At 50.1% G+C, this 12,180-nt stretch carries 10 protein-coding genes; 5 read left to right on the top strand and 5 right to left on the bottom strand.

Going from position 1 to position 12,180, the window contains the following annotated elements; all coding sequences use genetic code 11:
- Positions 1–43: 43 nt before the first annotated feature.
- Positions 44–1,300 (bottom strand): methyl-accepting chemotaxis protein, encoded by a 1,257-nt coding sequence (locus AC6R0R_RS09185; protein ID WP_487901363.1) that lies wholly within the window; start codon positions 1,298–1,300, stop codon positions 44–46.
- Positions 1,301–1,422: 122 nt separating this feature from the next.
- Between AC6R0R_RS09185 and AC6R0R_RS09180 the strand changes: the two genes are divergently transcribed.
- Positions 1,423–2,205, top strand: a complete 783-nt coding sequence (locus AC6R0R_RS09180; protein WP_500626471.1) for a potassium channel family protein — start codon at positions 1,423–1,425, stop codon at positions 2,203–2,205.
- 28 nt (positions 2,206–2,233) lie between these two features.
- On the opposite strand, the gene AC6R0R_RS09175 is transcribed toward AC6R0R_RS09180, so the two are convergent.
- Positions 2,234–3,751, bottom strand: coding sequence for a CYTH and CHAD domain-containing protein (locus AC6R0R_RS09175; RefSeq protein WP_500626470.1), 1,518 nt, complete (start codon positions 3,749–3,751; stop codon positions 2,234–2,236).
- A gap of 207 nt (positions 3,752–3,958) precedes the next feature.
- On the opposite strand from AC6R0R_RS09175, the gene AC6R0R_RS09170 reads away from it, so the two are divergent.
- From AC6R0R_RS09170 to AC6R0R_RS09160, 3 genes are all read left to right on the top strand, one after another.
- Complete coding sequence (locus AC6R0R_RS09170) at positions 3,959–4,639, top strand: TIGR00153 family protein (RefSeq protein ID WP_334554222.1); 681 nt, start codon at positions 3,959–3,961, stop codon at positions 4,637–4,639.
- Positions 4,640–4,766: 127 nt separating this feature from the next.
- Positions 4,767–6,026: an inorganic phosphate transporter gene (locus tag AC6R0R_RS09165; RefSeq protein ID WP_500626469.1), complete on the top strand. Its 1,260-nt coding sequence runs from the start codon at positions 4,767–4,769 to the stop codon at positions 6,024–6,026.
- 175 nt (positions 6,027–6,201) lie between these two features.
- The gene (locus AC6R0R_RS09160) at positions 6,202–6,813 is read left to right on the top strand and encodes a TIGR04211 family SH3 domain-containing protein (RefSeq protein WP_334554218.1); all 612 of its coding nucleotides are present in this window, start codon (positions 6,202–6,204) and stop codon (positions 6,811–6,813) included.
- A gap of 76 nt (positions 6,814–6,889) precedes the next feature.
- On the opposite strand, the gene AC6R0R_RS09155 is transcribed toward AC6R0R_RS09160, so the two are convergent.
- Complete coding sequence (locus tag AC6R0R_RS09155) at positions 6,890–7,657, bottom strand: general secretion pathway protein GspB (protein ID WP_500626468.1); 768 nt, start codon at positions 7,655–7,657, stop codon at positions 6,890–6,892.
- Entirely contained in the window at positions 7,657–9,312 is a 1,656-nt protein-coding gene (locus AC6R0R_RS09150) for an ExeA family protein (protein WP_500626467.1), read from the bottom strand. The genes AC6R0R_RS09155 and AC6R0R_RS09150 overlap by 1 nt, the downstream gene beginning before the upstream one ends.
- Before the next feature lie 116 nt (positions 9,313–9,428).
- Between AC6R0R_RS09150 and AC6R0R_RS09145 the strand changes: the two genes are divergently transcribed.
- Entirely contained in the window at positions 9,429–10,676 is a 1,248-nt protein-coding gene (locus tag AC6R0R_RS09145; RefSeq protein ID WP_500626466.1) for a multifunctional CCA addition/repair protein, read from the top strand.
- A gap of 82 nt (positions 10,677–10,758) precedes the next feature.
- Here AC6R0R_RS09145 and AC6R0R_RS09140 read toward each other — a convergent pair whose 3' ends face one another.
- Positions 10,759–12,132 carry an L-cystine transporter gene (locus AC6R0R_RS09140; protein ID WP_487901370.1) on the bottom strand — a complete coding sequence of 458 codons (1,374 nt, stop codon included), beginning with the start codon at positions 12,130–12,132 and terminating at the stop codon, positions 10,759–10,761.
- Positions 12,133–12,180: the final 48 nt, after the last annotated feature.

Here is a 12,180-nt window from a genome sequence, read left to right as displayed (position 1 = left end):
CGTTGGTTCAATCAATTTTATTGGTCGTTGCGCGATTTATTCGTCAGACACGGAAAGAGGTAATTTTTTCATCCAACTCTTCGGCATTGCGCTGCATCATTTCTGACGTCTCAAGCAGTTCCGTTACCACCACCACAGAGGCTTCCACCAGCTCACGAACATTGGTCAGGTTCTGGTTCATCTCTTCCGCCACGCTGCTTTGTTGGCCCGCTGCCGTCGCAATTTGGAAGTTCATATCATTGATTTGGTTAACTTGCGATACGATACCATCCAGCTCACCGCCAGCATTGGTGACCAATTCCACCCCTTCTGCCGCTTCAACAACACTCTTTTCCATCAACTCAACCGCCGAGGATGCGCTGCTTTGCAACTGAGAAATCATATCTTGGATCTCGACCGTCGCTTGCTGTGTGCGCTGCGCCAGATTACGGACTTCATCCGCAACCACAGCAAAACCGCGCCCGGCTTCGCCGGCACGCGCCGCTTCAATCGCCGCGTTCAATGCCAAAAGGTTGGTTTGCTCTGAGATTCCTTGAATGGTGCCGACAACACTGCCGATGGCTTCAACACTCTCTTCGACCTCGTTAACGGCCTGCGCTGAGGCAGCGATATCTTTCGACAACGCACTGATTTTATCGACCGTACCTTTCACAAAGTGTTGGCCACTTTGCGCTTGCCCTGTCGCACTTTCCGTCAGTGCAGAAGCATTCTGTGCATGATCAGCAACGGTTTGTACCGTTGAGGTCATCTCACTCATTGCCGTGGCTAATTGGTCAATTTCATTGAACTCTTCTTGCGCCGATTCTTTCGTTTCAGACATGCTGAGAGTCATCACTTCAGTCATCGTTGAGAGCTCTTGCGAGGCCTCTACTTGCAGTTTGATCACCTCTTGCAACTGACGGCGTGTTTTTTCTAGCTCACGCGCCACATCGCCATATTCATCTTTGCAGTCCATTTCAATCGGATTGGAGAGATCGCGATTCGCCATTTGTTTGATTGAATCATTCAAATACTGAGTTTGGCGCAGCATAATACGAGCAGCAAAGAGCAAAATAACGACAAAGACGCCAATCAAAATTACAGTTTGCCAAGCCACTTGTACTAAGTAGGCTTGATAATGCGCTTGCGCCACTTGGGCATTTTGAGTGGCGGCGAGCAAGGAGTCGTGGAAAGTACTGGCATCCCACAACTGTTTAGCCACGATAAGGACGGTGCTGAATACCATCAGTAGCACCATTTTGGGGATCAAACGGACGTTCGTTATCGCTCGCTCCCATGGCTTAAATGCCATTTTGGTCATTGTTCGTTCTCCGCTAAGTCAACTATGATACGGTGTGATTGAGTACTTATCAGACACTTAATGCTTATCGCTGCCTACCGCGAGGGAACGGTCGCACTCATATTATTTATTTCGAGCCTCGTATGAAAAGAGATGATACCAAAGACGATACGAAACCAATGAGCTTACTGTCACTAATTTTGTCTTTCGTCGCACTATTTGTGATTTCAGGCTTATTGTTCTTTCCAGTCAGTCAAGAAACTCGACAAGTCCTTATCGGCTTGGACTTCGCAATCTGTAGCATATTTATCCTGCAGTTGAGCATAGATTTGATCCGTGCAACAGATCGCGTGAAATACATGAAACGCCATTGGATCGATTTTGTCGCCAGCATCCCGATGATTGAACCCCTGCGCTACGCACGTCTGTTTCACATCATGCGCGTGATCTTGGTGATCCGCGCCAGTAAGCACATCTTGCGTCAGATCTTAAGTAATCGTCATGAAATGACCTTAGCGTCGATCTTATTGCTGTTGATCGTTTTACTTACGGTTGGTTCAAGTATGATGTTGTTGATTGAGGGAGGTTCTGATCACGCCAATATTCAATCCGGTGGGGATGCCCTGTGGTGGGCATTGGTCACCATCTCTACCGTTGGCTATGGCGATCACTTTCCCGTCACCCACGGCGGTAAGATCTTAGCGTCGGCCCTGATCATCTGTGGAGTAGGCTTGTTCGGTATGATCTCAGGGCTTATCACTTCGTTGATCACCTCGCCGTCCAAGTTGCAAGCCAAACGATCTGAGCACAAAGAACAACTGCTCAAAGAGATTCTCGCCAATCAACGAGCCATCATTAAACGGCTCGATACATTGGAGAATAAAGTGCAAAAAGCCACTCCTCAGACAACAAAAAGGGAGCTTTAAGCTCCCTAGTGATGGTGATGATGCGAGATTAGTGGCGCCAATAAGGCTGAGCCTCTAAGCAGATGATTCGCGTCTGCTCCATCGCGTGCAAAATGGAGTTTTCTTGACGAGTTAACCAACGCAACAGTTGCTCGCGCTGCTCACCCTCTAACTTGTCGCTGAGTTGCTCCAGCGTTTCAAGGGTCAGCAAATCATCGATGCCATGCAGCAAGTCACTCCAAGGCAAGCGGAAGCTGTTACGCTCATCGACATCGAACAAGCTCGCAAAACTCACCCCTGTGTATAGATTGCGCATCAGATGGTACTGCTGCTCCACATACGCCGGCGCGTTGAGATCTTGCTCAGGCGAGAACACTTCAAGCAACTGTGACCAGGTTTTATCGAGCTGGGCGACAGCAAAGCGCTCGATGCCCTCAGCCATCTCTTCACGGGCTTTCTCATCTAAAAACGGCTGCCAGCCGCGAGTCAAAATCCAACGGCTTAAATCCAGCAGCAAACCGGCGTAGCGGGCGGAATGAATCAGAGCCAACATCTCTTCTCTGTCAGGCAACTGCTGCTGAATCTCTTTCAGCTCTGCGACAAGGAACTTACGTGCCTCTAGTTTACGTAACGCGTGCCCTTTATCTTCCAGCAGCTCTTCAAGGTAATCGTACTGCTTAAGCCACTCTAAGCTTTGTTCAAGCCATTTGAGCTCTTGTCGAACCAGGGCGCTGGCACGACGTGGCACCACATCGCCATAGACGGTCAATACTTGGCGAATAAAACTGATGGCGTTTTTGATTTGATGCAGCGCATCAATCGACTCGCGCTCAGAGTAAATCTGCTCATGGTAGTGCCAATGCGACAACGCATGCTCAAGCGACTGGACAAAACAGGTCTCTACGCTGTCTTTTGGCTGTGTCTCAACCAAACTTAGCGGTTTCACTTCGTCACCTTGGTAGCCAGATGCTAAGCGATAACCTTTGGCCGCTTTGCTTAAGTTGCCTAAGCGCATCCCTCCTTGCTCTGACAAGCTGCGCGCTAAGGTAAAGAGGGCATCGGTCTGGCCTGATTTCAGCTCCAGTTCCACTTCGCAAATCGGCGCGGTTAAGTCCCCTGACTCGACACAGCCTAAATCAAACGCCACTTCAATTTGGCTGCCATCTGGCATGCCAACCAGCCATTGCTCACGGGTAAAGTTGGTCGAGAAGAGAGGAGCGATTTGAGATTGCAGTTCCTCAATCGCGCGGCCATCGGGCCAGATGTCTTGCGGATGTAAGGTAAGGACGGGCTCGTTGCTGTTATGCTCTGCATTGTATTCCGGTCTTTGATGAAGTCCGGCGACCACACGTCCTGCGGTTTTGACCGTTTGCACGAACACATCATCATAACGACGAATTCTTAATCCAATATCATGTTGACGTAGCCAGTTGTCCGGGGTGTCAAAGTAAGTATTCCCTAACTCACGACAACTGTGCTGAAGTACTTTTGTTAACGCTATTTTTTCTCTTAACGTCTCTGAAAATTCAGGTGAAACAAAAAACTTCAGTTCTATCTCGGTTTCCATAGTGTTACCTTTTAACGCAGATAGCCAAAGGATATTGCCTATTTTCTTACTCGGCAAGAGAGAAATATCGCCCCATTGATGATCTAAAACAGTTTAAATGCACACTTTAATGGGTTAACATGCGCGCCTTTATAGCCATCGCTCAACATTTCACCATTCTTATTGGTGTCTGTTTTTTCTAGGTTATATTAATTGGGTTGAATGACCATGCCAGTAAATACAATTATGGGGTTATTTGCAAAGTCCCCTATCAAACCTTTGCAGCGCCACGTTGTGTGTGTGAACGAATGTTGCTCGCACCTAGTGAACTTCTTTGAAGTCAGTTCAAAGGGTGACTGGGAGAAGGCCGCAGAAATCCGTGCACAAATTTCTCACCTAGAGAAAGAAGCCGACGTACTAAAGCGCGAGATCCGTCTCAAACTTCCTCGTGGTTTGTTTTTGCCAGTCGACCGCAGCGACATGCTGGAGCTGCTGACTCAACAAGACAAACTGGCCAACCTAGCCAAAGATATTGCTGGTCGTGTCTACGGCCGACAACTGACTATTCCTGAGCCTCTTCAAGAAAACTTCATTGCTTACGTGAAGCGTTGTCTCGACGCCGCAAACCAAGCGCAAGAAGTCATCAATGAGCTCGATGAGTTATTGGAAACTGGATTTAAAGGTCGCGAAGTGACTCTCGTGGCTGAAATGATCCATCAACTGGATGTGATTGAGGACGACACAGACGCGATGCAAATCCAACTTCGCCAACAACTGATGGCGATCGAAAGCGATTTGAATCCGATTGATGTGATGTTCCTTTACAAGATTCTTGAATGGGTCGGTGGTATTGCAGATCAAGCTCAGCGTGTTGGTGCGCGTCTTGAACTCATGCTGTCTCGCTCATAAACATAAGTTAACCAAATAACGAAGAGCATTTTATAAGCACACCCCAGTAAGCGAGCTACACTGAATTCGCTGTGGGGTTTTGTCGTGTCCAATTTGCTCCGCTTGTTATCAACAACTAGGTATTACGATGGATATCCTTGCGAATTACGGCACTGTCCTGATTATTATTGCAGCAGCCTTCGGCTTTTTAATGGCGATTGGTATCGGCGCGAATGACGTCGCGAACGCCATGGGTACCTCGGTAGGTTCAAAAGCACTCACCGTAAAACAAGCGATCATTATCGCGATGATCTTTGAATTTGCCGGTGCGTATTTAGCCGGCGGTGAAGTGACAGATACGATCCGCAAAGGCGTAATCGAAACTTCTCTGTTTGCCAATCAACCTGACGTTCTTGTCTACGGCATGATGTCTGCGTTATTAGCAGCGGGTACATGGTTGCTGCTCGCCTCTTATATGGGTTGGCCAGTATCGACAACTCACTCTATCATCGGCGCCATCATCGGTTTTGCTTGTGTCTCTGTTGGCACAGAAGCGGTGGACTGGGGCAGTGTGAAAGGCATTGTCGGCAGTTGGATCGTTACCCCTGTCATTTCCGGTTTCTTTGCTTACGTTATTTTCGTCAGTGCTCAGCGCCTGATTTTCGATACTGAAAAACCGCTGATCAACGCTAAACGTTTTGTGCCTGTCTACATGTTCATCACCACCATGGTGATTGCGCTTGTGACCATTAAGAAAGGCCTAAAGCACGTCGGTCTTCACCTATCGAACAGCGAAGCGTGGATGTGGTCAGCGGGCTTCTCAGGGCTGGTCATGATTGGTGGCTACCTCTACATCCAGAAGAAATTTGCGAGCCGCGAAGATGACCACGGATTTGCCGGCGTTGAAGGCATCTTCAGTGTCCTGATGGTCATTACTGCGTGTGCGATGGCGTTTGCACACGGTTCGAACGACGTTGCCAACGCGATTGGTCCACTGTCTGCGGTCGTCTCTACCGTCGAGCACATGGGTGAAATCACTGGTAAGAGCACCATCGCTTGGTGGATTCTTCCGCTAGGTGGCTTTGGTATTGTGGTCGGTCTTGCGACATTGGGTCACAAAGTGATGGCAACGGTAGGTACCGGCATTACCGAACTGACGCCAAGCCGCGGCTTCGCTGCGCAGCTCGCTACGGCATGTACTGTGGTATTGGCATCGGGTACTGGTCTGCCTATCTCGACCACTCAAACACTGGTCGGCGCGGTACTGGGTGTCGGCTTTGCTCGCGGCATCGCAGCATTGAACCTAGGCGTGGTACGTAACATCGTTGCGTCTTGGATTGTGACACTCCCAGCCGGTGCACTGCTGGCCGTGGTGTTCTACTACGCGATTCAAGCAATGTTTGTCTAAGTCATCTGTCAGTACTGTGTTAGTGGATTCTTACTTCTGTTAATACACTGTCATTATTGACTCAATACCGCAGAAAGGGAGGCTCAGCCTCCCTTCTTTGTTGCGAAGCCCCTAGAAAATTCTTACTATTTGCCCTAGTAAAAATTAGACACAAAAAACTGTTAAAGGATTTACCGTGAAAAAATGGGTTTACCTGCTTTTGGCATCGATTGTGGCGGCCCCTGCCGCGTTTGCTCAAGACCGCTACATCTCTGATCAATTGTTTACTTACATGCACTCAGGACCAAGTAATCAATTTCGTATTATTGGCAGTGTCGATGCGGGCGAAAAAGTGACCTTTATCGAGTCCAATAAAGATTCCGGTTACAGTCACATCCAAGACTCGAAAGGACGCCGAGGATGGGTCGAAAGCCGTTTCGTGACCTCACAAGAGAGCGTGACACTGCGCTTACCTCGCGTAGAAAAAGAGCTGGCAGAAGTGAAAGAGAAGCTTGCCAACGCGCGCGCAAACTCTGATCAAGAAAAAGCGGGCTTGGTCGATTCTCTTGAAACACGCAACCGCCAAATCGCCGACCTAGAAAGCGGATACAGTGAGATGAGTCAGCAACTGACGGCTTCTCAAGAAGAGGTACGCAAGCTAAGAGCACAGCTTGACACCCAAAAAGACGACTTGCTGCTCAAGTACTTTATGTACGGCGGTGGCGTGGCTGGCATTGGCTTGCTGTTGGGTTTGATTCTGCCGCACATTATCCCGCGCAGAAAGCGTTCACCATCGGGCTGGGCGTAATCCCCTAACCAAGATAACGAAAAGGTCGCCAATGCGACCTTTTCTTTTCCCTCTGTTTTTTACACTAGCCCTAGGGCTACCCTTGCCAATCATACAAGGCTGGGATTTCAATCCTCTCACCCGAGAAACTCACCATACAGTGCTGCGGTTCTATTGAAAGCAGTTGAACCCCGGTTGCGATCCAGTCTCCCTCTTGATACTCGACACCATTGACCTTAACCCAGCGTTTATCTTGCTTGCTTGAATAGACATGAGTTTGGAAATTGAGCGCGGGTAACTGCCCCGTCCACTTGAGACCTTGCTGCGCGAGTTGACTGACATTCGACGTCGGAGTGGGTGTTGACGACGGTTTGAGGGCACTTTGCACGCGAAGGGCTAACTCGGGCGATAACTGAGAGAGATCTAAGTCATCAATGAAAGGTTGAGGTGAAGCCTGTACATTAGGTTGGGGAGATACCGGCGGTGTATCCATTGGTTGACTACCCTCGGCCTCATGGCTACGAGAGTAGCTCGGCACTGCTTGTACATCATAAAGGGTGAGTTCGTACGTCATGGCCAACGCCTGCTCGTCTTGCCAAGGGGTAACGCTGAACTCGACAGGGCGCTCAATGACACTAGGCGACGCCGTTTGCTTGAGGAGCCAGTCGGCTTCCACTTGACGGTAGTGACGCTCAACACCCAACCCTACTCCGAGTGAGGCAGGCAGCAATATCAGCAAGCTGATGACCATCATACTTGGGCGCGTTGCAACGCTGTCTATCGGCGAGTTGTTGACATCGTCAGCTGCAGATGCCGCTTGATAGCGATGCTGGGACGCCTTCAACGCTTTCATCGTTTGTGACATCAGCGGTTCTCCTGCGCATCCGCGCTGTGATTGGCTGTGACCATCCGGGTATCCAACCTCGGGGACTCATACAGACTCATCTGCTCAATTTTGCGCAGCGTTTTCGAGCCAGCAATCCCATCAACCGTGAGCCCCTGCCAACGTTGGAACAATCTCACTTTTTGCTCTAGCGCCTCATCAAAGCGTGCACTTTGTGTTGAGGGTTGGTCAAGAATTGAGGAGAGATGGTCATCGAGCGCGGCAATGGCCGTTCCCTCCATACCAGGCTTGAGCGTACCTACCCAATAGCGCCGCCAAATATGTCGATACTCGCCATTCCAACGCCTCTCCAGTTCGGCGCTGGGCAAGGTGTACAACTGCCCGTCAAGCAGCAGCGTCGCGTGCTCTGAATCGAGTTGATACAACACCACATAACGTGGAGAGTCTGCCTCCCCCAACGTGAGCAGCACTGGGCGATTGGCTTGCACCAAAGTGGCTAAATCCCCTTGAGTCAGTTGGCATTGAAACACGCTTTGCTCATTCTCCAAACAGAGCTTATCCAACACGGATGCCTGATAGCCCCAGACGCGATACAAGTTCGCCAAACCTTGCTCAAGATTGATGGCGGAGTCGAGTGCCGTTTTCAGCGTATCTGGCAGCACGTGGTTGACCGTCGGTTCACTGTACTGGATGGGGTGACTGCGGGCGACTTGCTGCGTAATCAGATCATCAGCCCAAAGCGGCGCACTTTGATAACCCACAACACTCAACGCGATACCTATTACAGCCGCAAACCAATAAGGTGCACCGGATGATCTTGTCGAGCGGCGAGGGCGAGTGACTTGAAACGAAGGCTGAAAGCTCATCACCTCATCACAGGCACGCTGCACACTGTCATGGCTAGGCTTTAGCTCACCGCTCGAGTAGGCATGACGCAGCGCCGCGTCACACACCAAGTTGATCAACCTTGGGATCCCTTGCGTTTGGGTGGCGATCCACTTGAGCGAGCGCGAAGAGAAGAGATCAGGATCGCCGCCGGCGAGTGTCAGCCGATGACGGACATAGTTCGCGGTTTCGGCGCTGTCTAGAGGGAGCAAGTGATAGCGGCCCGTGATCCTTTGCGCCAACTGACGCAAGATCGGCATTTGCAATTTTTGCTGCAACTCAGGCTGACCAATTAATAACACTTTCAATAGCTTGTGCTGCTCTGTTTCAAGGTTGGTCAACAGGCGCAGCTGCTCAAGCACTTGCGCACTGAGGTGCTGAGCTTCATCAATCACCAACAAGGTTTGCCGGCCTTGCGCGTAACTCTCAATTAAAAACTGGTGGATGGCCTGACTCAACTGCTTCAGTGAGGCGTCATCAGAATAGGCAATGGAGAACTCATCACAGATGGCTTCCAGCAACTCTGATTCGGAAAAGGTTGGGTTGAGTATAAAACCGGCTTGCTGGCGTCCTTGATCGACGATTGCATCCAAGTCATCCAACATCGCCTTGGCTACCGTGGTTTTGCCCGTCCCCACTTCTCCGGTTAACATGGCAAAACCGCCCCCTTCCCCTAAACCAGAGGTGAGGCGAAAGATCGCTTCCTTGTGACGCTGGCTGAGATAGAGAAAACGAGAGCTAGGCACAATCGAGAAAGGGAGCTCATGAAAAGCAAAGTGGTGTTTGTACATGCATCTCGTCTCTGAGTGGATGGCGACTATTTGTTGCTGGGCATTTGTTGATAAGAAAAGTACCATTGCACACCCAATTAGCCAACGGCTATGTTTTAAAATGAGAAGGAGTGGCCATGAAACGATACCTTGTCGGTGGCGCGGTACGCGATCACCTGCTCAATATTGACGTTTACGATCAGGATTGGGTGATCGTTGGGGCCACACCCGATGATCTTATCGCGCAAGGCTACACCCCCGTAGGTAAAGAGTTCCCTGTCTTTCTTCACCCTAAGACGAAGCAAGAGTACGCGCTTGCACGTACAGAGCGGAAAACCGGTGCGGGCTACACTGGCTTTGATTGCTACTTCGCACCAGATGTCACGCTCGAAGAGGATTTACGCCGCCGCGATTTGACCATTAACGCCATCGCGCAAGACAGTGAGGGACATCTGATTGATCCCTACGGTGGCCTAAACGATATCGAACTGCGCCAGCTTCGTCATGTCTCAGAGGCGTTTGTGGAAGATCCGCTGCGCGTGTTAAGAGTCGCTCGATTTGCAGCAAAACTCCATCATTTAGGCTTTGAGGTCGCTCAAGAGACGCTGGGCTTGATGCGCTCCATTGCCGAGTCGAGAGAACTGTCTCAACTTACCCCTGAGCGAATCTGGCTGGAGTGGCAAAAGTCGCTCACCACAGAAAACCCGCACATTTTTCTTTCCGTACTGCGCGAATGTGGCGCGCTCGCAGTCGTGCTGCCCGAATTTGACGCCCTGTTTGGCGTACCGCAACCGGAGCAATGGCATCCAGAAATCGATACTGGCATCCACACGTTAATGGTCGCTGAACGTGCGGCGCGCTTGTCGCCTTCTGCAAGCGTGCGTTTTGCCGCTCAAGTGCACGATCTCGGCAAAGGGGTCACGCCGAAAAATGAGTGGCCGAGTCACAAATTGCACTGTCATACCGGGCTCAAGTTGATTAGAGATCTATGTGAGCGGGTAAAGATTCCCAATGAATACCGCGATTTGGCCTTGCTCGTCTGCCAATACCACTCCAATATTCATCGCGCCGCTGAGCTCAAGCCGGCAACGTTACTCAAAGTGCTCGATGCCTTTGACGTCTGGCGAAAGCCTGAACGATTAGACGATATCCTGCTCTGCTGCATGGCAGATAGCCAGGGAAGAAAAGGCTTTGAAGCCGAACCCTATCCACAAAAAATCTGGTTCGAACAAGCCTACCAAGCGGCGCTGAACGTCGAAGTCAAAGACATCATTGCTGATGGTTATCAAGGTGCAGAGATTCGCCAAGCGCTCAATCAACGCCGCGTCGAAGCGATTGCCCAAAGCAAAGCGAAGCGCCTCTCTAGTGACCGAAACGAAGAGTAGATGCTTAAAAGAAAAATCGTCACCCAAACGAAAAAAGCCTAAGCAACAAGGCTTAGGCTTTCCACTCTACACAGAGTAACGGTTATGCGCTTTGCTCATTGAGTTCCGGCTCATCCACTTTCTGTTTTAACAAGCGGCTGGTGATCGTACCGGCTGTCATGGCACCTGAGACATTGAGCGCTGTACGGGCCATATCAATCAAAGGCTCAATCGAGATCAATAGTGCAGCAATTGTCACCGGCAGCCCCATCGCAGGCAGCACAATCAGCGCAGCAAAGGTCGCGCCGCCACCTACACCAGCAATACCGAATGAGCTAATAGTAATGATCGCCACCAACGACAGGATAAAGTTGATGTCCATTGGGTTGATACCAACAGTCGGCGCGACCATCACAGCCAACATCGCCGGATAGATACCCGCACAACCATTTTGACCAATAGTGGCACCAAATGAGGCGGATAAGTTGGCAATCGCAGGCGGCACTTTTAATTTGCTGATTTGTGCTTCAACGTTCAATGGAATGGTCGCTGCGGAGCTGCGTGACGTGAAAGCAAAGGTCAATACTGGCCAGATCTTAGTGAAGTACTCTTTCGGGCTCACGCCAACAAAAGAGACCAACACACCATGCACAAGGAACATCAACGCAATCGCAAAGTAAGAGGCGATGATAAAGCCCAGCAGATTAAGAATATCACTCGCACTTGAGGTCGCGACCACTTTGGCCATCAAAGCGGCAATACCGTAAGGCGTGAGAGCCATGATCATTTTCACTAGGCGCATGACAATGGATTGCACAGCTTCAACAAAGGTACGAATCGGCGCCGCCAGTTCGGTTTTTTCCAACATCACCTTACGCGCGGCAACGCCAGAAAGGATACCGAAGATCACCACGGCGATAATCGAGGTCGAACGCGCACCCGTCAGATCAGCAAAGGGGTTGGTTGGAATAAAGCTGACTAGCATCTGGGGAATCGTCAGGTCACTGACACGATCCATTCGACCTTCTAAGGCAGACAGACGCGCCGCTTCACGCGAACCTTCTGTTAACCCTTCAGCAGAAAGACCAAAGCCTTGTGTCACTGCAATACCAATCAAAGCAGAAATCGCGGTGGTAAACAGCAGCACGCCAATGGTTAAGCCACTAATTTTGCCAAGGGAGGCCGAGTTCTCAAGCTTCACTACCGCTGCAAACATTGAGACCAACACCAAAGGCATGATGACCATTTGCAGCAAACCTACATAACCGCGGCCAACCACATTGATCCAGTCTAGGCTCGCACCAATCGCTAGGCTACCTTCACCGTAAATCAGCTGTAACGCTAAACCAAATCCACTACCTAGCACCAATCCAATCAGCACTTGTCTTGATAGTGTTGCGCCTTTTCTTTGCTGAAGATTCAAGAAGAAAAGAAGCGCTGCAAATACCACTAAATTTGCAATCACTGCGACACTCATGATGTTTCCTTTTAACCAACGTTGTTATTTGAATAATGTAAGACAAAT

The sequence above is a fragment of the Vibrio sp. R12-SW3-ISO1 genome (assembly GCF_059834005.1).
The sequence above is the reverse complement of the archived record's forward strand: the minus strand, read 5'-3'. Positions and strand labels throughout refer to the sequence as shown.

Excerpts from the sequence above, each read along its gene's own strand:
- AC6R0R_RS09150 (WP_500626467.1), bottom strand. The coding sequence starts at position 9,312 with ATGTACAAACACCACTTTGCTTTTCATGAGCTCCCTTTCTCGATTGTG.
- AC6R0R_RS09140 (WP_487901370.1), bottom strand. The coding sequence starts at position 12,132 with ATGAGTGTCGCAGTGATTGCAAATTTAGTGGTATTTGCAGCGCTTCTT.
- AC6R0R_RS09170 (WP_334554222.1), top strand. The coding sequence starts at position 3,959 with ATGCCAGTAAATACAATTATGGGGTTATTTGCAAAGTCCCCTATCAAA.
- AC6R0R_RS09165 (WP_500626469.1), top strand. The coding sequence starts at position 4,767 with ATGGATATCCTTGCGAATTACGGCACTGTCCTGATTATTATTGCAGCA.
- AC6R0R_RS09145 (WP_500626466.1), top strand. The coding sequence starts at position 9,429 with ATGAAACGATACCTTGTCGGTGGCGCGGTACGCGATCACCTGCTCAAT.
- AC6R0R_RS09185 (WP_487901363.1), bottom strand. The coding sequence starts at position 1,300 with ATGACCAAAATGGCATTTAAGCCATGGGAGCGAGCGATAACGAACGTC.
- AC6R0R_RS09180 (WP_500626471.1), top strand. The coding sequence starts at position 1,423 with ATGAAAAGAGATGATACCAAAGACGATACGAAACCAATGAGCTTACTG.
- AC6R0R_RS09175 (WP_500626470.1), bottom strand. The coding sequence starts at position 3,751 with ATGGAAACCGAGATAGAACTGAAGTTTTTTGTTTCACCTGAATTTTCA.
- AC6R0R_RS09155 (WP_500626468.1), bottom strand. The coding sequence starts at position 7,657 with ATGTCACAAACGATGAAAGCGTTGAAGGCGTCCCAGCATCGCTATCAA.